This is a genomic window from Microbulbifer sp. ABE4_465, from assembly GCF_056160765.1.
The window spans coordinates 541,591-568,148 of record NZ_JBSWXV010000002.1 but is presented as its reverse complement, the minus strand read 5'-3'; the positions used below and the strand labels follow the sequence as shown (position 1 = coordinate 568,148).

The window sequence follows — 26,558 nt, the reverse complement described above, 5'->3', positions numbered from 1 at the left end:
AACACACCGGCAGCGGGGACGCCGCGGGTGAGGATGGCTATATGGGGGCGCCGGTGGCCACTTCAAGTGATGCCGCAATTGATGCCGAAAGGGATCCGCGCCGGGCCGGCAATTGAGTGAGGAAAATGTGCTGCCCGCCGCACGACCAAGTTAACTGCCTTGTTGATTGCCTCGCAATTAGCCCCCGGGGTGATTGAAACCCCCTGGACAAATACTGTATAAACAACCACTACTGAATCACCAATCTAACAACGGCGATCACATTCCCATGTTGCTGCATCTGTCTATCAGTCAGTTCACCCTGGTCGACCAGCTGGAGCTGGAATTTGGCCCGGGCACCAGCACCCTCACCGGAGAGACCGGCGCGGGCAAGTCCATTACCCTCGATGCCCTGGGCCTGGCGCTGGGCGACCGCGGCAACGGCGAGCTGGTCCGAGCCGGCGCCAAGCGCGCCGACATCCACGCCACCTTCGATATCAGTGCGCATCAAGACGCCCGCTCCTGGCTGGAAGAACAGGAGATGGACGCCGGGCGCGAAGTAATCCTGCGCCGCACCATCAGTGCCGACGGCCGCTCCCGCGCCTATATCAATGGCCAGCCGGTCACCCTGATGCAGTTGCGCACCCTGGGCGAACAACTGATCGATATCCACAGCCAGCACGAACACCAGTCACTGCTGAAGAAAGACACCCACCGCCGCCTGCTGGACGAATACGCCCACGCCGAGGCGCAGAGCGCCGAAGTGCGCATTCACTACAAAACCTGGCAGGACCAGTATCGCCGCTACCGCAAACTGGCAGACAGCGCCGAGGAAACCCAGGCCCGCCGCGACCTGCTGGAATACCAGCTAGAAGAGCTGGAACAGCTGCACCTGAAACCAAACGAGCTGGAGGAGCTGGAAAGCGAGCAGCGCCAGCTGGCCAATGCCGGTGACATCCTGAACGGCAGCTATCAACTGGCTGCGCTGCTGAACGGCGGTGAGGGCGATATCGCCGAGCAACTGCACCGCGCCCTGCAGCTGGTGGGCGCCATGCCGGAACAGAGCCCGGCGCTCGCCGAAGTCGCGCAGATGCTCGACAGCGCGCGTATCCAGATCGACGAGGCCGGCAGCACCCTGTCCCGGCATATCGACCGTTTTGAGATGGACCCGGAGCGGCTGGCGGAAGTGGAAGAGCGCCTGTCCGCCATCTACTCCATCGCCCGCAAACACCGGATCCAGCCGGATCAGCTGCCGGAACTGCAACAGCAGTGGCAGCAGGAACTGGAAGAAATCGGCGCGGTGGATGCCCTGGACAAGCTGGCTGGCGAGTGCGAACGGCTGGAGCAGGACTTCCGCAAAGCCGCCGGCAAGCTCAGCAAACTGCGCACCGCAGCTGCGAAAAAGCTGGCGGATGCGGTAAACAGCCAGCTGGCGGATCTCGCCATGCCCCACGCGCGGGTGGAGTTGGCACTCACATCACTGGAAAAGCCCACCGCCACCGGCCTGGAAGAAGTGGAGATACTCATCGCCACCAACCCCGGCCAAGCCCCGCGGGCACTGGGAAAGATCGCCTCCGGTGGCGAGCTGTCCCGGGTCAGCCTGGCGATTCAGGTGGTCACCGCGCAGACCTCGCGCACCCCCACCCTGGTATTCGACGAGGTGGATGTGGGTATCGGCGGCGCCACCGGCGATGTGGTGGGCAAGCTGCTGCGCCAACTGGGCGAGCGCGGCCAGGTAATCTGCGTGACCCATCTGGCCCAGGTGGCCGCCCGCGCGCATCGCCAGTACCTGGTGGAGAAGCACAGTGACGGAGAAGCGGCCTTTGTGGCCCTACGGGAGCTGAAAGATGCCGAGCGCAGTGTGGAAGTCGCACGCATGCTGGGTGGCGAGCCCACCGCACAATCCCTGGCGCACGCCGAGGAGATGTTGGCGCGAGCCTGACCGGGGTCTAGCTGAGGCCGAAATTGACCGAAAGTGGCGGCAGATTCACTTTATACTGCCGCGTCCAAACCCAGGCCCCACTGGGGATACAACTACACTGTCGGGCAAAGAACTCGGTCTCACTATGCAAACCACCATATTCAACACCCCAATCCTCACTCCCTGCCTGCGCCTGCTCGCGCGCCTGCTGCTCAAATTGCACGGCTGGAAGGTGGTCGCCGACGAACGCGCACTGAAGCTGAAGAAGTACGTGATGCTGGCGGCCCCACACACCTCCAACTGGGATGGCTATTTCTTTATCCTCGCCGCGCTGAAGCTGAAGGTGAACCCCCAGTGGATGGGCAAAGACAAACTGTTCCAGTTTCCTCTGGGTGGCACCATGCGCTGGTTTGGCGGTATTGCGGTGGACCGCAGCAAGGCCAATAACCTGGTGGAAGCCACCATCAATCAGTACAAGGTGCGGGACGAATTGGTGATCGCAGTGCCGCCGGAAGGCACGCGCGGCAAGGCGGAGCGCTGGAAAACCGGCTTCTACCACATTGCCCGCGGCGCGGCGGTACCGGTGGTATGCGGCTTTATCGATTTCGCGCGCAAGGAAGCCGGGCTCGGCCCCGCGATGGAAATGGGGGAAAACCTGGCCAGGGAACTGGCGCGGTTTGGTGAGTTCTACGCAACCAAGACCGGGAAATACCCCAGCGATTACACCCCACCGGTGTGATTGGCAGACATGAAAAAGGGGAGCATAGGCTCCCCTTTTTCATGTCAGGCGCAGCGACGCTCGTCGCTATCAGCCTTCTTTCTTCTTCACATACAGCACCAGGCTGTGGCCGGTCAGCTCGTAGCCGTGCTCTTCGGCAATCTGGTGCTGAAGCTCTTCGATCTGCTCGTTGTGGAACTCAATCACCTTGCCGGAATCGGTGCACACCATGTGGTCGTGGTGGTCGCCGCGGTCCAGCTCGAATACGGAGTGGCCGCCATCAAAGTTGTGGCGCATCACCAGGCCGGCGCTCTCAAACTGGGTCAGTACCCGGTAAACAGTGGCCAAACCGACGTCTTCGCCAGCCTCCAGCAGCATCTTGTACACATCCTCAGCGCTCAGATGCTGTTCACTGGCGCTCTCGAGCAGCTGCAGAATTTTTACACGCGGCAGGGTGACCTTGAGGCCAGCCTTGCGCAGTTCCTGATTTTCGTTCGACATGTGTATTCAGATTCCGGATGTGTTTTCTCTATCGGTGTTTCGCCTGTTGGCAGGCGAATAGTTCGGGTATTATCCACGCCCAGTGTGGACAGCGAAACCCCAACCGCTGAAATCGCCAACTGTGCCGCGAGGGGATCCGGTGAGGAATCTTCCGCAGATGCGGGAACTTAATTGCCCGAATGGCGACTATTCTGTGTTGGGGCCGGGCGCTGGACGCCCGGGCCACAAGCCCCACCTGAACACCCTCGTCAGGTCGGGGGCCGTTAAGGAACCATAAAAATCCAGATGGAGCATTCAATGCCATCAGTTGTACGTATTCTGCTGATCGCCGGGCTGGTTAGCCTGGTTACCGGTTGCAGCCTGTTCAAATTCCCCGGCGTGCACCGCATTCAGGTTCAGCAGGGCAATATCATCACCCAGGAGATGGTCGACAAACTGCAACCGGGTATGACCCGCCGTCAGGTACGCTTCGTGCTGGGCACCCCGCTGGTTGAGGACACCTTCAACCCCAACCGCTGGGACTACATCAACCGTGTGCGCAGCCCCAAAGGGGAAGAGACCCAGCAGCGTTTCACCGTCTATTTCAATGGCGACCAGTTGATCGAAACCAGCGGCGACTGGCAGCCGGCCAACTGGCCCTGAACACCCCCAGCTTCCCGGACCGGAGCGAACCGCGTCAGCCGCCCTCGGCCTGACGCTTCGCCTTCGCCGCCCGCTGCTTGCGCGCCTCTTTGGGGTCGGCAATCAACGGGCGGTACACTTCTACCCGGTCTCCCGGCTGCAAAACATACTCTGCGGCCACCGCCAACCCCTTGGTGCCAAGCGCCTGGCCAAATATCCCGAGTTTCGCAGTTGCCGGATCCACTTCCGGGTATTCCCGCGGTATACCCGACAGCTCCAGCGCCTGCAGCGCCGTAGTACCCGGTTCCACCAGCAGGCTCATCAGGCGCTGCTCGTGGGGCAACGCATAAACCACTTCTACGGCGATGGTTTTCTGCTTGGTCATCCGTTCTCTCCATTCATTCCGTTCTGCTTATAGACCTGCTTCGCCCGCTCGCACATGGCATCCACCATCTGGTTGGCGATACCGCCGAACAACTTGCCGGCGGCGGCACCCAGCAACCGGTTCTCCACGCTAAACGACAGCGCAAAGGCCACCTTGCAGGCATTTTCGGCCAACGGGGTAAAAGTCCAGCAACCGTTGAAACTGCTGAACGGTCCGTCCACCAGCACCAGCTCCATCTTATCCGGGCGCTGCAATCGGTTGCGGGTGGTAAAGCTCTGGCTGATACCCGCCCGGGACAGGTCCAGCCGCGCTTCCAGGGTTTCTTCGTCCCGGTGCAGCACTTCCGCCCCGCGGCAGCCCGGTAAAAACTGCGGGTAACTCGCCACATCGTTGACCAGGTCAAACATCTGTTCCGCGCTGTACATCACCAGCGCGCTGCGCTCAATTTTTGTCATCGGTCAAACTTTATTCATCATTTAAGGATTGCCCCACGGAGGCGGATTTCTTGCCTATCCTGTGTGGCGAGGGCAATTTTCGCCCGCGACGCTACTCAAGGCGGATAAATCCTGCAACAATCGGTTTTTATCTGCCCGGTTGTTCCGGGCCCGAAAGTGTTAAAAAGTCCGGCCGCCAACCTCATATCCAGCGGCCAGGGCCGCAATCATTCAGACGACAAGAATAAAAGGCAAGCGAGAAACCTATGTCTGCAGCTCGAGAACATTTCGGATCCCGCATCGGGTTTATCCTGGCCGCCGCCGGCTCCGCGGTCGGCATTGGCAACCTGGTCGCTTTCCCGGTGGCCGCCACCAAAAGCGGGGGTGGCGCCTTCCTGCTGGTTTACGCCCTGTTTGTATTCCTGATCTGCCTGCCGGTGATGATGGCGGAGCTGGCACTCGGCCGCAAAACTGATAAAGACCCGGTGGGTGCCTATCGCCAGCTTTCCGGCAGCTCTAAACTCTGGCGTATTCCCGGCTGGCTGGCGCTCATCACCCCATTTATGATCGCGGTATTCTATATGGTGGTCACCGTATGGGTCCTCGGGTATCTGGTCGAGATCTTCAAGGGCAACCTGACCAGTCTCACCACCGAAGCCTATTTCGGCGAGTTCATCAATTCCAAGACCGTGTTCTTCTACCTGATCGCGCTGATGCTGATGATCAATGGCGTGCTTTCCATGGGTGTAAAAGACGGTATCGAGCGCGCGGCCAAGACGCTGATGCCGCTGCTGTTTGTGATGCTGCTGGTGCTGGTGCTGTTTGTCCTGACCCGCGAAAACGCCATGATCGGGGTGAAGTACTACCTGATTCCCGACTTTTCCAAGTTGAGTGGCGAGGTCATCAGCAAGGCCATGGCACAGGCCTTCTTCTCGCTGTCCCTCGGCATGGGCATTATGATCACCTACGGCTCCTATATGAAAAAGCGGGACTCCATCCCCGGTTCCGCCAAGGCCGTGGCCCTGACCGACACCATGGTCGCGTTTACCGCGGGCCTGCTGATTCTGCCAAGTATCTTCCACTTCAACCCGCAGATTGATACCGCCTCCCTGAGCGACTCCTCTGCCGGTATGATCTTCCTGTTCCTGCCGAAGATCTTCCTCTCTCTCCAGGACAGCATCGGCTACACCGGCGCGAGCATATTTGCCGCGGCGTTCTTTTTCCTGGTCTTTGTGGCGGCACTCACTTCGCTGGTTTCCATCATTGAAGTGCCCATCGCCACTCTGCGTGACGAGCGCGGTATGACTCGCAAAAAGGCCATTTACACCGTAGCGACAGTGCAGCTGATCCTCGCCGCGTGCTGTGCCATGTCCTTTGGCATGGCGGACTGGCTGACCCAGTTTGTCAGCCTTGCCGGCAGTGATAAATCCTTCTTCGATCTGGTAGAAATCGTGTTTTACGATACCATCCTGCCCCTGAACGGCCTGCTGGTATGTATCTTCGTGATCTACAAGTGGAAGCGGGCCAATTTCGACCAGGAGCTACACGAGGGCGATACCGGCTTTGCAGGCTCTCTCTCACAGAAATATGTAAACTTCGCCCTCGGGACCTTTATCCCGGCAATTCTGCTGTTGATCTTTATCAACACCGTTGCGCTGAAGTTTTTCGGCTCCAGCATTCTCTAAAAGACACGACATTCGCCTGACAAAGGCACACAGAAGTATTCATGGCAAAAAAGAAAAAGGCCCCGTCCTCAAACACCATCGCCCTCAACAAGAAGGCCAAGCACGATTATTTTATCGAGGAGAAGTTTGAGGCGGGCATGGAACTGCAGGGCTGGGAAGTCAAATCCTGCCGCGAAGGCAAGGCTCAGCTCACCGACAGCTACGTACTGTTCAAAGACGGCCAGGCCTGGCTGCTGGGCGCGCGGGTCCAGCCGCTGCCCAGCGCCTCCACCCACTTTGTCACCGAGCCGGATCGCACCCGCCGCCTGCTGCTGAACAAGCGCGAAATTGCCAAGCTGGTCGCCGCGGTGAACCAGAAAGGCTACGCCTGCGTGTGTACCGCCATTTACTGGAAGAAACACCTGATCAAATGCGAGATCGCACTGGCGAAAGGTAAGGCCAGCCACGACAAACGCGAAACCCTGAAGGAACGGGACTGGAACCGCCAGAAGCAGCGGTTGATGCGCACGGACAATCGCTGATTCCCCCTCAACAGAAGAATAACGACGAGATTCACCAATGAGTGCACCGCGAGGACAGTTCAGTTCCAATTTCGGCTTTCTGATGGCCGCAGCCGGCTCCGCCGTAGGCCTGGGTAATATCTGGGGCTTCCCCACCAATGTGGCCGCCAACGGTGGCGCCGCCTTTGTGATGGTCTACCTGCTGCTGGCCTTTATGCTGGCCTACCCGGTATTGATGGCGGAACTCGCCATCGGCCGCCACGCCCGCAGCAATATGGTGAAAGCCCTGCGCGGTATCTCCACCGGCCCGGTGAGCCGCGGCGTGGGCACACTGGCGGGCTTCGGTGGTATCGCCGTTGCCTCACTGATTCTCAGCTTTTACGCCATCGTCGCCGGCTGGATGGTGGCGCATCTGGCAGATCCCTTCGCCACGCTGGTCGGTGCGACCGATACCGCAAGCTGGCTCACCGGTGACAGCACCACCCGCAACTTCACCTTTACCGCCATTTTCAGCGGCCTCACCATGCTGATTATTGCCAGTGGCGTTGAGAAAGGGATCGAACGCTGGTCGACCCTGCTGATGCCAGCCCTGATTGTTCTTTTGCTACTGCTGATCGTGTACGTACTCACTCAGCCCGGTGCCATGCAGGGCCTGGAAGCCTATCTGATTCCGGATTTCAGCAAGCTGTCTCCGCAACTTCTGCTGTCGGCCATGGGCCAGGCATTCTTCTCGCTTTCTCTGGGTGTGGGCACCATGCTGATCTACGGCTCCTACCTCAGCAAACAGGAGAGCCTGCCGCGCCTGGGTGCGCTGGTTACCCTGATCGATGTGGGCATCGCGTTCACCGCCGGCCTGTTGATTCTGCCGGCCATGTACGTGGCACAGGAAGCGGGTACCCAGATCTTCTCCGAAGCGGGCGACCTGATTGCCGGCCCCGGCCTGATCCTGCAGGTACTGCCCGCCCTATTCGACACCATGGGCACCAGCGGCCTGTTTGTCGCCATCGCCTTCTTTGCCCTGATGGTCATCGCCTCCCTCACCTCCTCCATTTCGATGCTCGAAGTACCGGTGGCCTTTTCCATCGAGAACCTGGGACTCAAGCGCAAGCCCGCCACCCTGATGATGGGCGCGATCATTTTTGCCATCAGCACCCTGATCATTTTCAACTTCGAAGCACTGTTTGGACTGGTGATCTCCATCAGCACCGAATACGGTCAGCCACTGCTGGGCGTCGCGCTGTGCGTATTTGCTGGCTGGATCTGGCGCCGCGACCAGCTACTGGCAGAACTTCAGGAAGGTCACCCGGGTATCGAGAACACCCTGTTCTGGAAGATCTGGCCCTGGTACGTGCGCATTGTCTGCCCGCTGCTGATCCTCGCCGCGTTTGCGCAAACCGTGCTGTAAGCACCCATGCCAGCCAGAAAACCGCCCTCGTTCGTCCGCAACCGCACCGCCAACGGCAAGCGCCCCGGGAAACCGAAACCCGTGCAGGGCACGCCGGAGCTGGATATCGAGCGCTTCAGCCACGAGGTGCGCGGTATCGCACGCTACAACGGCAAAACCGTGTTTGTGGATAACGCACTGCCGGGGGAGAAGGTACGCGCACGCTTTACCGCGCAGCGCGCCAAATTTGATGAGGCGGTGGCGGTAGAAATCCTCGAGCCATCTGCAGACCGCTTGTCGCCACCCTGCCCCCACGCGGAGGTATGCGGAGGCTGTGCGCTGCAACAGATGACTCCCGAGGCACAGATCCAGGCCAAACAGCAGATACTCCTGGACCAGCTGCAGCGCTTTGCCAAGGCCGTTCCGGAACAGGTCATTCCGCCCCTGACCGGCGCAACCCTGGGCTACCGCCACAAGGCGCGCCTGGGCGTGCGTTTTGTAAAACCCAAGAGCGGAGGCAAGCCGCAGCTGGTGCTCGGGTTCCGGGAAAAGGGCTCCAACGATCTCACCGAGATCGACCAGTGCCTGGTACTGCCCACGTCCGCCTCGGCACTGATCCCGGGATTAAAGGAAACCGTTCTGCAGTGCGAAGGTCGCCGGGCAATTTCGCATATCGAAATTGCGGTCGGTGATGACCATACCGCCCTGGTGATCCGACACCTGCAACCGCTTTCCGCGAGCGACCTGGCACACTGGCGCGCTTTCGCCGAATCCCACGATCTTCACCTGTACCTGCAGGGGGAAGCGGGCGACGACAGCACCCGCAAGGTGTGGCCGGAATCCAGTCCCGATCGCCTGAGTTACGGACTGCCCGCATTCGACCTGAAACTGGATTTTCATCCCCAGGACTTTATCCAGGTCAACTTCGACATCAACCGGCAGATGGTTTCCCACGCCCTCGAACTGCTCGACGTGCAACCGGAGGACCGGGTGCTGGATCTGTTCTGCGGTCTCGGCAATTTCACCCTGCCCCTGGCCACTCGCGCCAGGGAAGTGGTTGCCGTAGAAGGTCTGTTATCGCTCACCCAGCGCGGCCGCGAAAACGCCGAGGCGAACGGACTGACCAATATCCAGTTCCAGGCCGCCGACCTCAACGCCGACTTCACCCGCAGCCCCTGGGCCCGCGGCGGCTTCGACCGCATCCTGCTGGACCCACCGCGCAACGGCGCCCTCGAAGTGGTGCGCAATATCCGCCACTTCAACGCCAAAGCCATCCTCTACATCTCCTGCAACCCCGCCACCCTGGCCCGGGACGCCGGGGAACTTCTGCAGGCCGGCTACCGTCTAAGCAAAGCGGGCGTAATGGACATGTTCCCCCACACCACCCATGTGGAGTCCATCGCCCTGTTCGAAAAAGCCTGAACCGGCAGTCAAACTTTTTTGAGTCACGTCTATTGTGACAATCCGGCTTCAGGTATAATGATCGATACGCAAACGTGCTTTAGCACTGAGCAGAATTCGGGGATGACTTGGATTCGACGCCGGTGACAAAACCATGGGTGCATGCCGTGAGGGTAGCGAATCACGTAAATCCAAAGCTGCATTTTATTAGTTGCCAACGACGACAACTACGGTGCCGCTCTGGCTGCGTAAGCAGCCCGTAAAGCACTAACTAAGGGTTCGTCCCTTAGCGGCCTTTAGCAAGGTTCCAGTACCGCGCTGAAAGCTGTTATACAGAACTGGATCGCCGTGAAGCTTATCTGAGGTGGATCGGTTAAAACTTTTTCAGAATCGTCTTCTACGTCCTGCCCGTTGGGCTGTAGCGGATTAAATCAATTAACGGATCTAAGCATGTAGAGCCTCTGGCGGAGTGCTGACGGACGCGGGTTCGACTCCCGCCATCTCCACCAAATTAAAAAGGCCCGTTACCGCAAGGTAACGGGCCTTTTTAATTTGGAAGAGCTGATGCGAGTGGAGTGCAAAGCGCCGGGTTAGAGCAGCGCGCACCGCGCGCGTTAAGACGGCCGAAGGGGTGAGGGGCGCAGCGACGAATCACGCCCGCCATGGAAGCTTACCGCGAGCCCCCAATACCGGCACTGGAAATGTGCTGTACTAACCTGCAGCCCCCCGCAGAAAATCATGACTCTCCCCCAACTCCGGCGCACAACACCCCCGCGTCGCCAGATAATGCTGATTAAACACCGAAAAATAATGCTGCAGAGTAAGCGCTGATTGCCCCTCTCCAGCCAGCAGTAAACAACTGATCGCCGCTTCTGCTGTCGAAAATCGGTGATCCCTTCCAGACTCCCTGACCGCATAGGATCGCACCAGCGATTTGGGCAGGCTCAGGCAGGGAACATCATCCAGCCAGCGGCTAAGGCCGATCATACGGCTGCACTGCTTCCAGGTACCATCCAAAAGAATCAGCGTGGTTTTCTTTTCACTCGGTGGAATTTCCTGCACCACGTTTCGCGAGCAGTTTTCAGTGCCGTCTGCTGGGAATACCACAAGGCAATTGCGTTCGGGATCTTGCAGGATATCCGTTAAATCCTGCGGTGCTTCGAGGCGATTCCACAGAAAGACCTGTGTGCTGGGAAAGACATCCACGATAAGCCGGCCGGTATTGGTCGGCTTGAACAATTCCTTGCGGTGCATCAGCAATACAAAATCCAGATTGCTTTCCGCCACTGGTCGCCACGCACACATACAGGCGAATTCCCCCATCTGGCAGCTGGCGCAGCGCCGCACGTTTTTGCCTTTGGCGAGAAAAGGTTTGGTGGATTTTGCGAGTTCTCGCTCTCGCAGGCGGGTATATGGGGTGCTATGCATAAAAAATAATTTCAAACTACGCTGCCGAGGGCCCCTGACTGTTGCGTCAAATGACGCTTCAGCGCTCAAAGCCCTGCATTTACTCACTGGGACGTAAATATCTCGAAATTCTTTGACTTGTTCCACCGGCGGGCCTACAGTGGAGTCAGTTAAAAAGTAAGCCTCCCGTTTAAATCCTCAGTTTCGTCGTAGCAGTTCTTCTTCGTCCTGTAGCATCTAAATTCAAGTCTTTATTTTTGCTATTCATGCCTAATGAAGGCGTACCCTTTTTTTGTTTACAGGAAATGATCATGTCCAACACTACTACCGGCACCGTCAAATGGTTTAACGAGACCAAAGGCTTTGGCTTTATCGAGCAGCAGTCTGGCCCCGACGTCTTCGCACATTTCAGTGCGATTGCGAGCTCCGGATTCAAAACACTGACCGAAGGCCAGAAGGTCGAGTTCTCCGTAACTCAGGGTTCCAAAGGCCCGCAAGCTGAAAATATCGTTTGCGCCTGACCCCTCTGCCATGGCGCGGCCTGACCGCGCCTGTTGGGGCGCCTTCTTCGGCACCCCAACCTGAGCGACGATGTCCATAATTGATACAGACTGATTGTCACTGACAATTACCGACTCAACTCCTGTTGAGCGATTTCCGCCAATCTGACTTGCCAAGTAACACCTGATTTACCTCCCGCATTTTTCAAGTTCTTACCTAGCACCAACTTCCTGGCGGTTTCTACTAGAGCAAACTATGCGAAAGACCCCAGTGGCCGCGTTTGATCCGGCCGACAAAGAAAAGTACAGCAATCCGATTCCAACCCGCGCGTTTATCATGAGCTTACTGGAGAACAGCCAGAAGGCACTCAACCGCGATCAGTTGGCCCAGGCTCTCCAGCTCTCCGACCCCGACCAAAAAGAAGCCTTACGCCGTCGACTACGCGCCATGGAGCGAGATGGTCAGGTGCTGTGGGACCGTCACAAGGGATACCGTCTGGTAAATCCAGATGAACTCATCAGCGGCCGGGTCATCGGCCACGCGGACGGGTTCGGCTTCGTCAAAAGCGATGCATCCCCCGAAGACCTGTTTTTACCGGACGACGAAATGCTGACGGTATTTGACGGCGACCAGGTACAGGTGCGCATCAGTGGCGAAGATCGCCGCGGACGTAAAACCGGGACAATTATACGGGTACTGGAACGCAATACACATAAATTGATCGGGCGACTACACCAGGAGGAAGACCAATACTTTCTCAAGCCGGAAAATAGCCGCATCGCCCACGAGATTGATCTCGACGCCAGCCAGTTGATGGGGGCGACTCCGGGGCAATACATTGCGGTAGATATTATCGATTTCCCCACTTATCGCTACAACGCGTTCGGAAAGATCAGCGAAGTTATCGGCGACGCCATGGCTCCGGGTATGGAGATCGACATCGCCATCCGCAGCCACGGAATACCGTACATCTGGCCACCGGCAGCGGCACAAGAAGCGCTGCAGCTTGGTGACAGAGTACCTGAAAGTGACAAGCAGCATCGCGTAGATTTACGCCAGCTGCCATTTGTCACTATCGATGGCGAAGACGCCAGAGACTTTGATGATGCCGTTTACTGCGAGAAAGCAGATACTGGCCACTGGCGCCTGTTCGTAGCCATCGCCGACGTATCCCACTATGTGAAACCGGACAGTCCCCTAGACAAAGAGGCGCAACACCGCGCTACCTCTGTCTACTTTCCCGGACGCGTGGTGCCCATGCTGCCGGAGTCCCTCTCCAATGGCCTCTGCTCACTGAATCCGCGGGTGGATAGACTGGTGATGGTGTGCGAGATGACCATCGACAGGCACGGCAAGCTGGTAAACTATACCTTTTCCGAAGGTGTCATCCACTCCCACGCCCGGCTTACCTACCAGCAAGTAAACGCTTTTATTACTTCCCCGGCGTCCATGAACGGGGAAGCTCCCCACAACCACCCACTGAAAAATGTGGCCGCTCCGGTCCGGGCACTGCACCAGCTGTATGGCGTACTGAAAAAAGCGCGGGAGAAACGCGGTGCGATGGATTTTGAAAAATCAGAAGTACGCTTTGCGTTTACCAGCGACCGAAAAATTGACCGGATTATTCCTGTAGTCCGAAACGATGCGCACAAGATGATCGAAGAGTTCATGCTGAGTGCAAATGTGGCTACGGCAGACTTCCTGAAGCGGGAGAAGATCCCAGCTCTGTTCAGGGTACACGCTGGACCGCGGGACAAGAAACTGGCTCTGCTGAGGGATTTTCTTGCCGCCAAAGGTCTAAAGCTGGGTGGCGGGGATAAACCTTCACCTGCGCACTACGACCAGATACTCAAAAGCATCGCGGACCGCAATGACGCCCAGATCATACGTACCATGTTACTGCGCTCCCTGAGCCAGGCGGAATACAGCGCGGCCAATAGCGGGCACTTCGGTCTGGCTTATCCGGCATATACGCACTTTACCTCGCCAATCCGCCGCTATCCTGACTTGCTGGTGCACCGGGCCATCCGTTTCGTGATCCGTTCGCAAAATGATCGCCCCCTGCTACGTCGCCTGTCGCAGTTCTTTAAAGGCCGCTCTGCAAATCCCATTCGTCGCTTTGCGAGCGCTCCCATCCTGGATCGTGCGACGGCTTACCCTTACCCGAAATCCTCTGTCACTTCTCTCGCCTCACATTGCTCCCAGGCTTCGCGCCGCGCGGATAAGGCCAGCTGGGATGTGGACGCCTGGCTCAAGTGCGAATATATGCAGGATTTTATCGGCGAGACCTTCCAGGGTGTGGTCAGCAGTGTGATGAATTTCGGCCTGTTTGTAGAAATTGAAGAAACTCAGGTGGAGGGACTTATTCATATCTCGGCACTGACTAAAGATTACTACCACTATGATGCCGGTCAGCAGCGCCTGCGCGGCGAGCGCAACAAAGCAGGTTTCGGTATCGGCGACACCGTGCGAGTGCGCGTCGTTCGGGTGGATATGGAACGCCGTAAAATTGAATTCGCACTTGCCTAGGGAATCTCTGATCAAGACCGGAATGCCTCTGTGTGACCTGAAGGCAGTGGCTGGTGGGCACAGCTCGCGGTGAATGGCTAGCCCTTTACAAGAGCTGCAACTGCCTGGCGCCATTTACTCATGGCGCCCAAGCAGCCACCTCCAGTCACCAATTTCCCTGCAACTTCCCTTCCTGCTGCTACTTTTACAGGTGCCCAATGAAATTCCTCTGGCAGCCCAAAGTTCAATAAATGCCGCGCCACAAAAAGCTGTTACAAGGACCCTTGGCCAATAACGCATAAGCAGGGCTAATCGGTGTTAAACGGAGTTAACAATGAAAAGTCTCAGGCTGGCCGCTTGCATAGCATTTCTGTTCCCGCTTTTGGCGCACGCGCAGATTCCTGTTTCCGATGTGGACCTCAAGCGTTTTTACGCACGGGTGGGCGCCAGCTTTATTTACCCGGATGACAACAATACGTCGCTGAAATACCACATCTTCCAGGACTGGAACCTCTACCGCACGGAGTGGCACGTCGAAGACGATGTAGGCTGGAATATTTCCGGGGTCTGGCGTCCTCTGCCCTATTTCGGTGTGGAGCTCATGTATACGGACGGGGCCGATTTCAACCTGAGGCTGGATCACCTGAAAGGGCGCCCGGGGTACGAACGCATCGACTTCGGGCGCTTTAACGCCTCCTCCGCCAACCTCTTTATCAACTGGTACATGATGGACCTGGAGTGCCTGGGCCAGCCGTACCTGGGCATCGGCCTCAATTACTCGGATTTTTACGACGACGAACTGACCCCGGATTTCCAGGATTACCTGGTGGATAGCGGCATAGCGACCGGCCCCAGTTATTTCGGTATGAGCCACAGCTGGGGAGCGAGCGCCCAGCTGGGGATCGACTGGCGCCTGGGCCGCGGCGTGGCGCGCTCCTGGCTGATCAATGCGGCGGTCATCTACACCGATGCCAACACCGATACGATCGTCACCTACAAAACAGACCCGGGCTACCAGCGTCTCTACTCGGATTTCGAAGTCAATCCATGGACCCTGAATCTGGGTATCACCTATGAATTCTAAGGGTCGGGTATATCTACCCGCCGCCCTGCTGCCGGTCGCCCTCGGCCTTTTCCTATCCCCGTCCGGCGCCAGTGCGGAGTGTACTCCCGGCAATATCGGAACAGAGGGCCCCGATCAGATTTTCTGTGACCCGGACAACGATCCCGATGGCGCGGACGTCAGCGCACTTGGTGGAAACGATTTCCTTTCGATCGATACCGTCACACTGGGTACCGTCGATACCGGAGCGGGCAACGACACCGTAGAGATACTCGATGGAGAAATTGATACAAATCTCGAGACTGGTGACGGAAACGATACCGTGATTGTCGAAGGTCGCGACTCGACGATCGGTAATTACTTCTCCGGTGGTATCCACACCGGCGCGGGTAAAGACTACGTTGAGATTCTCGATGGTGTCGCGTTCGAAGTCCTGACCGGGGACGGTGACGACACGCTGATCCTGGACGAAGGGTTTATCTTCCACCGTGCGGATATGGGCGCGGGGGACGACCACTTCTACTACGACGAAGGCGTTATCGAACACTTTATCGGCGGCGACGGGTCCGATACCGCCCGTGTGGATTCCTTTGCCTACGACACAACCACCCTGTTTGACGGCGGCGATGACCTCACCGCCGACGATGGCTATATCGACAGTATCAAGTTCGTTCTCGATCACGACCTGGACGGCCGGCTGCTGCAAAACTGGGAACAGGTGATAGTGAACGGCAGCTCGAAAATCGATTTCTTTGGCACCCTCGAAGTGGGCGGCGGAACCGCTGCCAACGGCGAACGCCTGGGACTGACCATTCGCCGCGGTGGCGTGGTTGAATTTATCCCCAACGCTTTTACCATCCACGGCGATGTCGTCAATGCCGGCACCCTGTGGCTAAACGATGGGCGTATTAACCAGTTGACCCTCGCACCGCACGACGACGGTCGCTTTGGCAATTACACCGGCGACAACGGCCGGCTTTGGATGGAAACCACCCTGGCCGGCGACGATAGCCCCACGGACCTGCTGAACGTGGCCGGGGACACTGCCGGACACACGTTCGTGCGGATTTACAATTTTGGTGGCGACGGCGCCGCAACAACCGGCGACGGTATCAAGATCATTGACGTTGCGGGGAACTCATCCGCGGATGCGTTTACCCTGGACGGCGAATACATCGGCTACGACGGTCAGCCCGTTACGGTCGGCGGCGCCTATGGCTACACCCTGCACTATGGCGGCCAGAGTGATCCTGACGACGGGAACTGGTATCTGCGCTCCACCCTTCCGGATCCATTTAATGAAAGCGGGCAACTGATACCGCGCTGGCAACCGGGCGCAGTCCTGTACGAAACCTACGCCCAGGCCATACGGCGTATGAACCAGCCCACTACTCTGCGCAAGCGCGTGGGCAACCGCTTTTGGGCAGGCACCAGCTTCAAGGACCGCGGTCTGTGCTGCTACGGCGATGCGGTGGAGCGCACCATTGACGGCGGCGGCCTGTGGATGCGGGTCAACTCTGTTTACAACGACAATGCCCCGGAAGAATCCACCGCGACGGCACACTGGCAGCAGGATTTCGGGCAGGTGCAGATCGGCTCCGATTTCTCCTTTGACCCCTCGGTGTACCGCGGGCGCCTGATGCTGGGCATTTTTGCCCAGTACGGTTACGGCAGTACCGAGCTGGACAGCTACTTTGGCCAGGGAGATATCGATACCTATAACTGGGGCATCGGCAGTACCCTGACCTGGTATGGCAGCCAGGGCAGCTACGCGGATATTCAGACACAGTTCAACTGGTTTGATTCCGATCTCTATTCGAGAGAGCTCTGGGTTCTCGGCACCGGCAATGATGCCATCGGTTTCAATTTTTCCGCCGAAGGTGGACACAGCTTCAAACTCTGCGATTTCTATTCCCTCACACCGCAATTGCAACTGGCCTATACCGCGGAAGATATCGACGATAACCACGACCCCTACGGGGTAAGGCTGGAAGACACCGAAAACCAGGGTGGCTTTGCCCGGCTTGGGCTGGCATTTGAGCACCGGGTGAGCCAGCGCAACAATCGCAATATGTACGGTAATCTGCTACTGGAGCGCATCGGCCTCTACGCCATTGCCAACACCTATTACTACTTTGATGATAAAACCGAAGTGAAAGTCTCCGGCACCTCCCTGTATCAGGCACGGGATGAATGGTGGGCACAGCTGGGACTTGGGTTTACCTACGACCAGTGCGGTGATCGCTGCTCCGTCTACGGTGAAGTAGACTATGCCAGCAGTGTGGAAAACTTTGGTGATAGCGACAGCGTGCAGTTGACCATTGGTTTCCGCTTCAAATGGTAAAGCACCGATCGCGCACGTATTTCGGTCGGGCGTGCAATTACCTATACTCCGGCCATGAGCAGCCCACGCCCCACTGCGCCCTCCAGCGCGCGCCCCAACCACTGGCAGAACTTGCTGTGGGCCCTGGGCGCGCCGGATGTTGCCCCTGAGTTCCCCCTGCCCTGGCTACCGGCAAACCGCCACCGGGCGCTCACCGAGTTCTTTTCCCGCCCTGAAATCCAGCCACAACTGGAGCCCTCCCTGCTCGCGCATCTTGAGCAGTTGCGCAACCATCGGCTGGGTATCTATTTCGAGAGCCTGTGGGCATTCGCCTTTACCCATCACCCGGACTATGAACTTCTGGCCCATAACTTTCCCATTCGCGACCAGGGCAAGACTCTTGGCGAGCTGGATTTTGTTGTGCGCCACAACCCAGACAGTGCACTTGAGCACTGGGAAATAGCACTGAAGTTTTATCTGCAGGTGGGAGACTACTGGGTGGGACCGGGGCTGCGGGACCGGCTGGATATCAAACTCGCACGCATGCACGACCACCAGCTGCCGATTGCCCACAGTGCCGCTGGCTCTGCCACCCTGTTGGCATCCGGGTTCCGTGTAGACCGGCAATGGGCACTGATGCCGGGGCGACTTTTCCCGGCGCTGACCGCAACAACGGACAGCCCTGCCGCGAGCGCTTACTGGTGGACAGACCTGACGGGATTCCACAACTACCTATTTAGCAGTGGGGACTGGTGGCTGCTACCCAAGCCCTGCTGGCTTGCGCAAATTGACGGTGACCTCCCCTCCCGCGCCACCCGCATCGACGAGGCGCTCCTCACCCGCGGCCCCGTTTGCGTGGCCACACGCGACCGCCACGGTGAGGTGAGCCGCGGCTTCCTGGTTCCCGCCGATTGGCACACCCGCGCCCTGCACGCCATGGACCACTAGCTTTCACTTGACATAGATCAAAACAGGTTTACAATTTTCAGAAATTTCTGAAAGTTAAGAAGAAACCAAAACTAATGAAACTTTCCAGTCAGGCTCAGGCCTTCGTTCTGCACTTTGGCGAAATGGGCAGCCGTTGGGGGTTCAACCGCACGGTGGGACAGATGTTCGCGCTGCTGACGATCCACAGCGAGCCGGTGAATGCAGACCAACTGGCGGAAGCGCTGAAGATCAGCCGCGGCAATGTGAGCATGGGACTCAAGGAATTACAGGCATGGCGGCTGATTGAGTTACACCACCAGCCGGGAGACCGAAAAGATTACTTTACCGCGGCGGGCTCTATCTGGGATCTCGCACGCACCGTATTCGAGGAGCGACGCAAGCGCGAGCTGGACCCGACACTTACCCTGCTGCGCCAGTTGCTGCTGGCAGAACCCGGGGATGATCAGGAGGCCGAGGCGCAGAAGAAAATCCAGGAGGTCTACAGCCTGCTGGAAATGCTCGACCAGTTTGCCAATACCCTGAGCAAGCTGGATGAAAAGGACCTGCTCAAACTGATGAAACTGGGCTCGGGGCTCAGCAAGTTGCTGGAGCTGAAGTCCAAAGCCACGGGTTCTGGTGCAAGGGCCGGGGCGAAAAAGAGCCCTTCGCGTAAATAACCAATTCCCTCTCTTTCACTAACTTCAAAAAACTCATCAATAAAACTTTTCAACAAGACAACCCGGTTTCGCGGCACCGGGATACAGCCTGCCGCGCCCAGTTTTACGTCGCGGCCACTCCGACCGCGGCGGTTTCAAAGAGGTGCCCATGCTGGATACTCTGATCCTTTCGCGCATACAGTTCGCTGCCAACATCAGCTTTCATATTCTCTTTCCCACCATCACCATTGCTCTCTGCTGGATTCTGTTCTTTTTTAAACTGCGCTTCGACCTCACCGACAACCCGGTGTGGATGCGGGCCTATCGCTTCTGGGTAAAGATCTTTGCACTGACGTTTGCGCTCGGCGTGGTAAGTGGCATCACCATGTCATTTCAGTTCGGTACCAACTGGCCGGGCTATATGGAAACCGTGGGCAATATTGCAGGGCCATTACTGGGCTATGAAGTGTTGACCGCGTTTTTTCTGGAAGCGACCTTTCTCGGCATCATGCTGTTCGGGATCAAGCGGGTGCCCAGCAAGGTACATACTTTCTCCGCATTGATGGTGGCCATCGGCACAACGCTTTCCGCCTTCTGGATTCTCGCGCTCAATTCCTGGATGCAGACACCGGCGGGTTATGAGATTCGCGATGGGGTGGTGCATGCGACCAGCTGGCTGGAAGTGATTTTCAATCCTTCCTTCCCCTACCGACTGGCGCATATGCTGCTGGCCTCTGGCCTCACTGCGGCATTCTTTGTCTGCGGACTTTCCGCCTACCGGATTCTGAAGGGCGACGAAAAGCAGGCGCCGCGGCTGGCACTGAAAACAGGCCTGATTCTGGCGGCGATACTCGCGCCATTGCAGACCTTTGTCGGTGACCTGCACGGACTGAATACCTTCGAACACCAGCCGCAGAAAATCGCTGCCATGGAAGGTGTATGGGAGACCGAGCGCGGCGCACCGCTGCTGCTATTCGCCGTGCCCAATGAAGAAACCCGCAGCAACGACTTTGCCGTGGGTATCCCCAATCTCGCCAGTCTGATCCTTACCCATGAACCGGACGGCGAAATTCGCGGGCTCAACGAATTTGAAGGCGATCACCCACCGGTAAAACCGCTGTTTTTCGGGTTCCGCATTATGGTTGGGATGGGCCTGCTGATGCTGGCCACCGCCTGGACCGGCTGCTACCTGCTGCGCCGCAAGAAATCACTGCCACCCATTTTTCTCAAACTGCTGGTAGCCATGACCTTCTCCGGCTGGGTCGCCACTCTCGCGGGCTGGTACGTTACCGAGGTGGGGCGGCAACCCTGGCTGGTTACCGGAATTCTTAAAACCGCCGATGCGGTAACCCCGGTGGCACCGGCCAACGTGGGTCTCTCCCTCGCGCTTTACCTGACCGTGTATGTGATCCTGATGTGGGCCTATATCCACACGCTGAAACGTATGGCGCTGAAGTCGGTCACGGTGGAGGAATTCGAAACAGCGGAACCGGTAGCGGATGGCAGCCTGACCAATCTGCCCCATTCGCACGCACACACTGAAGCTCGTGGAGGTACAGCATGAACGAGGTGATCAACCACAGCAGCGACTGGTTACCGGTGGTCTTTATCGGATTGATGGGTGTGGCGGTGCTGGCCTACGCAATTCTCGATGGCTACGACCTGGGCGTGGGCATTCTGCTGCCTATGGGGGAAGACGACGAGCTACAACGGGATACCATGATCGCTTCCATGGGGCCATTTTGGGATGCCAACGAGACCTGGCTGGTACTGGCGATTGGACTATTGCTGATTGCCTTCCCCGCGGCCCACAGCCTGATCTTGATGCATCTGTATATTCCCGTGGCGATTATGCTGATTGGCCTGATCATGCGCGGAGTGGCCTTCGACTTCCGCGCCAAGGCGGCGGTGGATCACAAGCTGGCCTGGGATCGCACCTTCAAGATCGGCTCACTGCTCACCACCCTCACCCAGGGTTATATGCTTGGCCAGTATGTGATGGGGTTTGATCAGAGCCTGCCTTCCCTGCTCTTTTGCGGAGTTTCCGCGCTCGGGGTAACGGCGGCCTACAGCTATATCGGCGCGGCCTGGCTTGTATTGAAAACCGAAGACAAACTGCAGGCACGGGCCGTGCGCTGGACGCGCCTTGCTGGGCGCGCCTCACTGGTGGGCGTGATTGCGGTGTGTGCCATCAACCCGCTGGTGAACCCCGGTGTTTTCGACCGCTGGTTTACTTTCCCACTGGTGATGTTTGTGCTGCTGATTCCGGCGCTGTGTTTCCTGGGGTTTATCTTCAACGACATATTATTGGCGCGCCTGCCCAAGGCCAATGATCGCCACAGTGCGATCCCCTTTGCCATTGTGGTGGGGATTTTCACTCTGTGCTTCAGCGGGATTGGATTCAGCTTTTTTCCGGAAATTGTGCCGGGCCAATTGAATATCTGGGAGGCGGCCAGTGCGCGCGAGTCGTTGCAGTTTATTCTTGTAGGCGCTTTGATCGTGATTCCGGTGATACTGCTGTATACGGCGTTTTCCTACCGGGTGTTTCGGGGCAAGGCGACCGAGCTGCACTACCATTGAAGGTCGTTGCTTTCGCAGATACGAAAAAGCCCTGATTTTTCAGGGCTTTTTGGGTTCGTCTGCGGGCAGGCTCCCGCAGGAAAGTAGATTGCCCGGTGAGAAGCTACTGCTTCCACTTGCGGTATTCTTTCAATGCCTTGTAGGGGCGCTCGCTGTACCAAGCGTAGCCTTCGCGGCGTTCCGCGGATACTTTTTCAATTTCAAAATAAATACTGCCATTGCGGTCGCCGAATACCGGGCGATCACTGTCGATATCGTAGAAGCGCGCCCACAGCGGGTCCGCGTTTTCATCGCGCACCAGCGCCGGTGATATATCGCCACGGCGATAGCGCAGGCCGTCGATCTGATGCTTTTCAAACCAGCTGGCGGCACTGTCAATCGCCTCGCGAATAGGTTGCGGTGGGTTCTTAAGGGTCATCAGGAACAGCATCAGGTCGGCACTTTCACTGGTGGCCAGGGCCACCGGTTCAAACGCGCGGGCAGAGGTGGGTTCCAGGGTTTGTGGATGGTGCTGGGCACCCCAGATCGTAGGCTTGCCGTTTACCTTTACCTGGGTCGCTACCAACATTTCCAGCGCGCGCTTCAGAGCGTTTTGAGCCTGCCCTTTTAACTCCGCAGAAATAAATTCGAGGCGCTCATCCCCTTCCGCTGCGGCACCCACCACTTTCAACAGATTGGCAATGGCGTCGTCATTAAAGGTGATGTCGTCGTGGTATTTACCGCGCAGGGGGAAGGTCTGGGGCCAGCCGCCATTGGGGTACTGGGCCAGCAAGATAAAGCGCAGGGCGCGACTGGCGGAATCGCAGTAGCGCGGTACCTGTGTCGCGTTGCAGGCATTGACCATCACCCAGAACTGGATACTGGTGGCGTAGTTATCAAAAGTGGGGATATAGCTTTTTTCGGTGCCGTAGTACTGACCCGGCTCGCGGGGTTCCCGCATATCGGTGCGCTTGGACCAGCCGCCGGACGGGGTCTGGTAGGTGAGCAGGCTGTCGGCCAGCGCCCTGCCCTCATCACTGGCGATATAGTCGCGATCGTAGAGCGCTTTTTTGACGTCGAAGCCAAACAGCTTGGCCTTGGTGGGCTTGGTGCTTTTCTCGATCCCGGCCGCCTTGCGCTCCGCCGCCAGCGCGTTCTGGTCCAATTCGTAAAAGAAGCGGGAGAGTGCCCGGTAGTCTTCCATATTGCTGGCGGGCTTGTGGGCGAGCGCGGTTTCGGCTTCCAAACTGCAACCACCGGAGAACATCAGCAGAAGGCCGAGGGAAAACGTGCGCACGGCGCCGATCCATTGAACAGGCTTAACTGGTCGCAAGGTCATGATTGGGGCTCGCTATTGTTCCTGTCAGGCAGAATTTCATTATTTGGTAAGGCCAAACGATGGTAGCAAAAGCCCCGCAGGGAGGAAACAGGCACAAAAAAGCCGGGACTGGCCCGGCTTGAAGGATGCACAGCTATTGAATCGCGGGGTCAGGCGGTGGCGCCTGCCAGGGCCGCCGCCTTCGCGCGTTTCTTCACGCGGGCATTGCGGCGCTTTTCGCGGCGCTGGTACCAGATGTACACACCGGTGATGGACAGCAGTAGCGGCGACAGTCCGATCACACACCACAGGATCTTGCTCACCAGGCCGGCAAAGTTACCGAAGTGCAGGCGGCGGTAGCTATCCACAATCACCGCACCCACAGAGGCGTCGCGGATATCGTAGCTGAGCATATGCTCGCCGCTCTGGGCGTTGTAAGTGACGTTACTAGCGTATTCGCTGATCAGCGGATTGCCGGTGTGGACGTCGCCCCAGAAGGTGAAGTTGGCACCCGGCTCCCAGGGGAAGGAGATGTAGGTGGTCTCGAAGTTCTGGATACGGTTGCCGGTATCGTCCATCAGCCCCTGCAGGGAGAGGTCGTCGTTGTATAGGCGCTCGGCCATCTTGTAGTGCTCGTGACCGTCCGCGTGCTCTTCCAGCTCGTGGGCGAAGTGGGTGATGTTCCACCAGGCACCGGTAAAGCCGAGGATCAGCAGGATGGGGGCGCCGATAATACCGGTCATTTTATGCAGATCGGAGAAGTACACGATCATGCGCGCGCTCCAGCGCAGGGTGAAAAAGTTCTTCCAGAATTTGCGGTACAGAATAAAACCGGTGATGCCGAGCAGACACAGGAGAATGGAGAAGACACTGGTGATCAGCATGCCCCAGTCGCCCATCAGCAGTGTGTAATGCAGGTCCAGCAACCAGTTGGTGAGGTCATCGGTCAAACCGGTGGGGCCGCGCAGGGGCTCGCCGGAGTACTGGTCCATCAGCGCGAAGGTCCAGTCGTCGGTGCCGTACTTCATGGTGTAGACCACGTCCGCGCGGTCGTTGTCCTGAAACAGTGCCCAGCCGGTAACTTCGTAATCCGGGAAGTTCCGGTGCATGGACGCTTCCAGCGCATCCAGGCTCAGGCGCTCGCGCCCGGCCGAATCCACCCGCACCACATCTGCCGCCAGCATGGTGTCGATTTCATGCTTGAACACCAGGATGCTGCCGGTGATACAGATGACCAGCAGCGGGACAAAAGCGGCCAGTGCCATCCAGCTGTGCAGTTTGAACAGGGTTTTATTCATAATTTTTGAATGCTTGAAATGCGCGTATTCGAATATCAGCGGAGGGCAGCATCACTGGACAGGCACAGGGCTGACCAATATGCGGGTTACAGCTTAGACGGCAGTCTAGTCCTCTATTGCATCAAATACAACGTATTCTCATTTAGCTTTTATCAATCGACGCCATACAAGATATAAATGGCGGTTGCCTTACAAAAAAGCCGGACAAACCACTGGTTTGCCCGGCTTTTTTTAACTCACCTGACGGCGATGGTTCGATATCAGAAGCTGTACTGGAACGATACCTGACCGTGACGCGGCGCACCGTAGATGGCACCGTAGGCCAGACCTTCCACGTACTTCTCGTCGAACAGGTTGTTGATGTTGAATCGAACAGTCGCGGACTCGCTCACTTCATAAGACGCGAAGGCGTCCGCGCGGAAGAAGGCGTCCTGCTCGGCGTAGCTACCGATAATATCGGACTGCCAGCGACCGTTCACACCCACTCGCAACTGCGGCACGGCATCCAGGCGAGTATCAAAACGTACCAGGGCGGTGGTGCGCGGTACCCATTCGTAGATGTCGTTGCCGTCCGGGCCGGTCAGGTCCAGATGGGTCAGCCCCACGGTCAGGTTCGCGTTGTCGGTTACCTGGCCGACCGCTTCGATCTCAAAACCCTCGGACTTCACGTCTTTGGGGGCATACCAGGAAGTGCCATCGATTTCGCCAGCGTAAGTCGCCAGGCCCTGCTGCTCTGCACTGAATACCGCAGCAGTGGTCAGCAGGCGGCTGTCGAACCACTCGGCCTTGACCCCGGCTTCCATATTCACGCCCTTCATCGGGTCCAGATAGACACGGTTGATATCGGTCTGGTCCTGATTCTGGAAAATATCGGAGTAGGAAACGTAGCCGAGAATATTGTCGGTGAAGTCGTAGGTCAGCCCCATATACGGGCTGGTCTCTTCGGTATCCGGGTAGTAGGTCTGGGATACACCACCGCCGTAAATAGAGCTACCTTCGCGCGCCAGCTTGATGGAGTTCACCCCCACGATCGCATTGAGCGCATCGGTAATGCTCAGGCGTGCCGCAGCGTAGAGACGGGTCAGTTCCTGCTCACCGGCGGACGCGGGGGACATCTCACCCCATGTGGGCTCCGGATAATCCTTTCCACCATTCGGAATGGGAAGCGGAAGAAACATTTGCTCGTCCGGAGCCGGCGCAGAACTAGAAGCGGTCTCCTTCATTGAGTGGCTGATTCCGGCAATCAGGGTGTGCTCCTGACCAAAGGCATTGAATGCGCCGGTCAGGTTCGCGTCCAGCAGATCGTTGGTGCTGTCGGTGGCTCCGCGATACGGCCAGCCTACCGGTCCGGTGCCGTCTTCATTGATGTAGCTACCCCACGCGTAGAGAAGCTTGGATTGAGTTTCGTTCTCGTGCCGGTTGTAGGTGAACTTGGCCTCCCAGCCCTCTGGCAGCTGGTGGGTATATTCAACAAACGCGGTTTTGGATTCGGTGTCCCAGTAGGCCCAGTCAGCGGCGGTGGAAGTGGAGGTATCGAAGTCCGCCATGCTGCCGTCTGCGCGGAACAGAATCAATGAGCCCCACATCGGGGAATCCTGCTTGTCATCGCGAATGGTCACACCGGCAGTCAGTACACCGTTGGTGCCGATCTGGCCGTCCACTACACCGTACAGGGACATCTTCTCATCGTGCTGGTCACGGATGTGAGAGTCCTTGTCTTCGTAAGCAACAACCACACGGCCGGCCCAGCTGCCATCTTCGGTCAGCACCTGGTTGTAGTCTGCTGCGGCACGTTTGTAGCCGTAGGAGCCACCGCGGAAATCGACGATGCCACCGGTTTCATTGGTCGGGCGCTTGCGCACATAGTTGATGGTGCCGGAGGCGTTGCCCACACCGGTCAGCAGGCCGTTGGCGCCGCGGATCAACTCAATCTTTTCAAACAGGAAGGTATCCAGCTGGCCAACTACAGTACCGAAGTCGTTGGTCATACCGAGGCCGTCGACCTGGGTAAGCTGGATCTCGAAGCCACGGGAGTTATAGGTAGCGCGGTTGGTTTCGTACTGATCAACGTTGACACCGGTGCTCAGCTCCAGGGCGTCATTGGCGCCGGTCACGCCGAAGTCTTCCATGGTGCGCTGATCGACGATGCTGATGGACTGAGGAGTATCCTTGATGGCCAGCGCCAGGCCAGTGGCACCGCGGCTTACGCGCTTTTCGCGCACTCCAACTACGGTCATCTCTTCAATGGCGGTTGCACTCGCCTCACTTTCCCCTTCAGCGGCGATGGCGCTATTGGCTGCGGCCAGTGCGACAGCCAGCAGAGAGCTGGCGAATATACGTGGATTTGATTGCATTATTGAGCCCCCAGGAACTACCCCTTGAATTTGGAACGGGAGTCTAATGAACCGCAACCCGTAATGCAATGAATTCTCATTTAGATTTTATCGTGAAAAGTCATTTGGTGTTCTG

22 protein-coding genes and 1 other RNA gene are annotated in these 26,558 nt (G+C 57.8%); 16 read left to right on the top strand and 7 right to left on the bottom strand.

The genetic code is table 11. From position 1 onward, the window contains the following. Positions 1–268: 268 nt before the first annotated feature. Positions 269–1,921, top strand: a complete 1,653-nt coding sequence (gene recN, locus ACXAG1_RS06055; protein ID WP_475091963.1) for a DNA repair protein RecN — start codon at positions 269–271, stop codon at positions 1,919–1,921. Positions 1,922–2,045: 124 nt separating this feature from the next. Further along, a complete protein-coding gene (locus ACXAG1_RS06050) occupies positions 2,046–2,639 on the top strand; it encodes a 1-acyl-sn-glycerol-3-phosphate acyltransferase (RefSeq protein WP_475091962.1) in 594 nt (197 codons plus the stop codon). 69 nt (positions 2,640–2,708) lie between these two features. Here the strand turns inward: ACXAG1_RS06050 and fur are convergent, their stop codons facing one another. Next, complete coding sequence (fur, locus tag ACXAG1_RS06045) at positions 2,709–3,119, bottom strand: ferric iron uptake transcriptional regulator (protein WP_475091961.1); 411 nt, start codon at positions 3,117–3,119, stop codon at positions 2,709–2,711. Positions 3,120–3,416: 297 nt separating this feature from the next. On the opposite strand from fur, the gene ACXAG1_RS06040 reads away from it, so the two are divergent. Beyond that, a complete protein-coding gene (locus ACXAG1_RS06040) occupies positions 3,417–3,761 on the top strand; it encodes an outer membrane protein assembly factor BamE (protein ID WP_231758265.1) in 345 nt (114 codons plus the stop codon). 34 nt (positions 3,762–3,795) lie between these two features. On the opposite strand, the gene ACXAG1_RS06035 is transcribed toward ACXAG1_RS06040, so the two are convergent. Both ACXAG1_RS06035 and ACXAG1_RS06030 read right to left on the bottom strand, forming a co-directional pair. Beyond that, positions 3,796–4,125 carry an RnfH family protein gene (locus ACXAG1_RS06035; RefSeq protein WP_475091960.1) on the bottom strand — a complete coding sequence of 110 codons (330 nt, stop codon included), beginning with the start codon at positions 4,123–4,125 and terminating at the stop codon, positions 3,796–3,798. Then, complete coding sequence (locus tag ACXAG1_RS06030; RefSeq protein WP_475119233.1) at positions 4,122–4,580, bottom strand: type II toxin-antitoxin system RatA family toxin; 459 nt, start codon at positions 4,578–4,580, stop codon at positions 4,122–4,124. Before ACXAG1_RS06030 ends, ACXAG1_RS06035 begins: the two co-directional genes overlap by 4 nt. Before the next feature lie 245 nt (positions 4,581–4,825). On the opposite strand from ACXAG1_RS06030, the gene ACXAG1_RS06025 reads away from it, so the two are divergent. From ACXAG1_RS06025 to ssrA, 5 genes are all read left to right on the top strand, one after another. Further along, entirely contained in the window at positions 4,826–6,244 is a 1,419-nt protein-coding gene (locus tag ACXAG1_RS06025; protein WP_475119232.1) for a sodium-dependent transporter, read from the top strand. A 41-nt stretch (positions 6,245–6,285) separates the two neighbouring features. Further along, positions 6,286–6,765 (top strand): SsrA-binding protein SmpB, encoded by a 480-nt coding sequence (gene smpB, locus ACXAG1_RS06020; RefSeq protein WP_475119231.1) that lies wholly within the window; start codon positions 6,286–6,288, stop codon positions 6,763–6,765. 37 nt (positions 6,766–6,802) lie between these two features. Beyond that, the gene (locus tag ACXAG1_RS06015; protein ID WP_475091956.1) at positions 6,803–8,149 is read left to right on the top strand and encodes a sodium-dependent transporter; all 1,347 of its coding nucleotides are present in this window, start codon (positions 6,803–6,805) and stop codon (positions 8,147–8,149) included. 6 nt (positions 8,150–8,155) lie between these two features. Beyond that, entirely contained in the window at positions 8,156–9,550 is a 1,395-nt protein-coding gene (gene rlmD, locus ACXAG1_RS06010; protein ID WP_475119230.1) for a 23S rRNA (uracil(1939)-C(5))-methyltransferase RlmD, read from the top strand. A 98-nt stretch (positions 9,551–9,648) separates the two neighbouring features. Then, positions 9,649–10,038: a transfer-messenger RNA gene (gene ssrA, locus ACXAG1_RS06005) on the top strand. 202 nt (positions 10,039–10,240) lie between these two features. On the opposite strand, the gene ACXAG1_RS06000 is transcribed toward ssrA, so the two are convergent. Continuing rightward, entirely contained in the window at positions 10,241–10,972 is a 732-nt protein-coding gene (locus ACXAG1_RS06000) for a tRNA-uridine aminocarboxypropyltransferase (protein ID WP_475119229.1), read from the bottom strand. 275 nt (positions 10,973–11,247) lie between these two features. Between ACXAG1_RS06000 and ACXAG1_RS05995 the strand changes: the two genes are divergently transcribed. From ACXAG1_RS05995 to ACXAG1_RS05960, 8 genes are all read left to right on the top strand, one after another. Next, positions 11,248–11,457 carry a cold-shock protein gene (locus ACXAG1_RS05995; protein ID WP_475119228.1) on the top strand — a complete coding sequence of 70 codons (210 nt, stop codon included), beginning with the start codon at positions 11,248–11,250 and terminating at the stop codon, positions 11,455–11,457. 235 nt (positions 11,458–11,692) lie between these two features. Continuing rightward, positions 11,693–13,966 carry a ribonuclease R gene (gene rnr / locus ACXAG1_RS05990; RefSeq protein ID WP_475091954.1) on the top strand — a complete coding sequence of 758 codons (2,274 nt, stop codon included), beginning with the start codon at positions 11,693–11,695 and terminating at the stop codon, positions 13,964–13,966. 313 nt (positions 13,967–14,279) lie between these two features. Continuing rightward, on the top strand, positions 14,280–15,029 hold the full coding sequence (locus tag ACXAG1_RS05985) for an OmpW/AlkL family protein (RefSeq protein WP_475119227.1): 750 nt from the start codon (positions 14,280–14,282) through the stop codon (positions 15,027–15,029). After that, the gene (locus tag ACXAG1_RS05980; protein ID WP_475119226.1) at positions 15,019–17,352 is read left to right on the top strand and encodes an autotransporter family protein; all 2,334 of its coding nucleotides are present in this window, start codon (positions 15,019–15,021) and stop codon (positions 17,350–17,352) included. The genes ACXAG1_RS05985 and ACXAG1_RS05980 overlap by 11 nt, the downstream gene beginning before the upstream one ends. A gap of 54 nt (positions 17,353–17,406) precedes the next feature. Beyond that, positions 17,407–18,279, top strand: a complete 873-nt coding sequence (locus ACXAG1_RS05975) for a DUF1853 family protein (RefSeq protein WP_475119225.1) — start codon at positions 17,407–17,409, stop codon at positions 18,277–18,279. A gap of 74 nt (positions 18,280–18,353) precedes the next feature. Continuing rightward, on the top strand, positions 18,354–18,935 hold the full coding sequence (locus ACXAG1_RS05970; protein WP_475091950.1) for a GbsR/MarR family transcriptional regulator: 582 nt from the start codon (positions 18,354–18,356) through the stop codon (positions 18,933–18,935). 148 nt (positions 18,936–19,083) lie between these two features. After that, positions 19,084–20,478 carry a cytochrome ubiquinol oxidase subunit I gene (locus ACXAG1_RS05965; RefSeq protein WP_475119224.1) on the top strand — a complete coding sequence of 465 codons (1,395 nt, stop codon included), beginning with the start codon at positions 19,084–19,086 and terminating at the stop codon, positions 20,476–20,478. Further along, complete coding sequence (locus ACXAG1_RS05960; protein ID WP_475119223.1) at positions 20,475–21,494, top strand: cytochrome d ubiquinol oxidase subunit II; 1,020 nt, start codon at positions 20,475–20,477, stop codon at positions 21,492–21,494. The genes ACXAG1_RS05965 and ACXAG1_RS05960 overlap by 4 nt, the downstream gene beginning before the upstream one ends. A gap of 103 nt (positions 21,495–21,597) precedes the next feature. On the opposite strand, the gene pelA is transcribed toward ACXAG1_RS05960, so the two are convergent. The 3 genes from pelA to ACXAG1_RS05945 all read right to left on the bottom strand — a co-directional run bounded on the left by pelA (position 21,598) and on the right by ACXAG1_RS05945 (position 26,443). Beyond that, positions 21,598–22,770, bottom strand: a complete 1,173-nt coding sequence (gene pelA, locus ACXAG1_RS05955) for a pectate lyase (RefSeq protein ID WP_475119222.1) — start codon at positions 22,768–22,770, stop codon at positions 21,598–21,600. 191 nt (positions 22,771–22,961) lie between these two features. Further along, the gene (locus ACXAG1_RS05950; protein WP_475119221.1) at positions 22,962–24,089 is read right to left on the bottom strand and encodes a PepSY-associated TM helix domain-containing protein; all 1,128 of its coding nucleotides are present in this window, start codon (positions 24,087–24,089) and stop codon (positions 22,962–22,964) included. A 260-nt stretch (positions 24,090–24,349) separates the two neighbouring features. Then, positions 24,350–26,443, bottom strand: coding sequence for a TonB-dependent siderophore receptor (locus ACXAG1_RS05945; RefSeq protein WP_475119220.1), 2,094 nt, complete (start codon positions 26,441–26,443; stop codon positions 24,350–24,352). Positions 26,444–26,558 lie beyond the last annotated feature (115 nt).

Bases quoted from the DNA above. Each gene is read 5' to 3' on its own strand.
- rlmD (WP_475119230.1), top strand. From the start codon at position 8,156: ATGCCAGCCAGAAAACCGCCCTCGTTCGTCCGCAACCGCACCGCCAAC.
- ACXAG1_RS05945 (WP_475119220.1), bottom strand. From the start codon at position 26,443: ATGCAATCAAATCCACGTATATTCGCCAGCTCTCTGCTGGCTGTCGCA.
- recN (WP_475091963.1), top strand. From the start codon at position 269: ATGTTGCTGCATCTGTCTATCAGTCAGTTCACCCTGGTCGACCAGCTG.
- ACXAG1_RS06015 (WP_475091956.1), top strand. From the start codon at position 6,803: ATGAGTGCACCGCGAGGACAGTTCAGTTCCAATTTCGGCTTTCTGATG.
- ACXAG1_RS05950 (WP_475119221.1), bottom strand. From the start codon at position 24,089: ATGAATAAAACCCTGTTCAAACTGCACAGCTGGATGGCACTGGCCGCT.
- ACXAG1_RS05980 (WP_475119226.1), top strand. From the start codon at position 15,019: ATGAATTCTAAGGGTCGGGTATATCTACCCGCCGCCCTGCTGCCGGTC.
- ACXAG1_RS06050 (WP_475091962.1), top strand. From the start codon at position 2,046: ATGCAAACCACCATATTCAACACCCCAATCCTCACTCCCTGCCTGCGC.
- ACXAG1_RS05995 (WP_475119228.1), top strand. From the start codon at position 11,248: ATGTCCAACACTACTACCGGCACCGTCAAATGGTTTAACGAGACCAAA.
- fur (WP_475091961.1), bottom strand. From the start codon at position 3,119: ATGTCGAACGAAAATCAGGAACTGCGCAAGGCTGGCCTCAAGGTCACC.
- ACXAG1_RS05975 (WP_475119225.1), top strand. From the start codon at position 17,407: ATGAGCAGCCCACGCCCCACTGCGCCCTCCAGCGCGCGCCCCAACCAC.
- ACXAG1_RS05965 (WP_475119224.1), top strand. From the start codon at position 19,084: ATGCTGGATACTCTGATCCTTTCGCGCATACAGTTCGCTGCCAACATC.
- ACXAG1_RS06025 (WP_475119232.1), top strand. From the start codon at position 4,826: ATGTCTGCAGCTCGAGAACATTTCGGATCCCGCATCGGGTTTATCCTG.
- ACXAG1_RS06035 (WP_475091960.1), bottom strand. From the start codon at position 4,125: ATGACCAAGCAGAAAACCATCGCCGTAGAAGTGGTTTATGCGTTGCCC.
- rnr (WP_475091954.1), top strand. From the start codon at position 11,693: ATGCGAAAGACCCCAGTGGCCGCGTTTGATCCGGCCGACAAAGAAAAG.
- ACXAG1_RS05970 (WP_475091950.1), top strand. From the start codon at position 18,354: ATGAAACTTTCCAGTCAGGCTCAGGCCTTCGTTCTGCACTTTGGCGAA.
- smpB (WP_475119231.1), top strand. From the start codon at position 6,286: ATGGCAAAAAAGAAAAAGGCCCCGTCCTCAAACACCATCGCCCTCAAC.
- ACXAG1_RS06030 (WP_475119233.1), bottom strand. From the start codon at position 4,580: ATGACAAAAATTGAGCGCAGCGCGCTGGTGATGTACAGCGCGGAACAG.
- ACXAG1_RS05960 (WP_475119223.1), top strand. From the start codon at position 20,475: ATGAACGAGGTGATCAACCACAGCAGCGACTGGTTACCGGTGGTCTTT.
- ACXAG1_RS05985 (WP_475119227.1), top strand. From the start codon at position 14,280: ATGAAAAGTCTCAGGCTGGCCGCTTGCATAGCATTTCTGTTCCCGCTT.
- ACXAG1_RS06040 (WP_231758265.1), top strand. From the start codon at position 3,417: ATGCCATCAGTTGTACGTATTCTGCTGATCGCCGGGCTGGTTAGCCTG.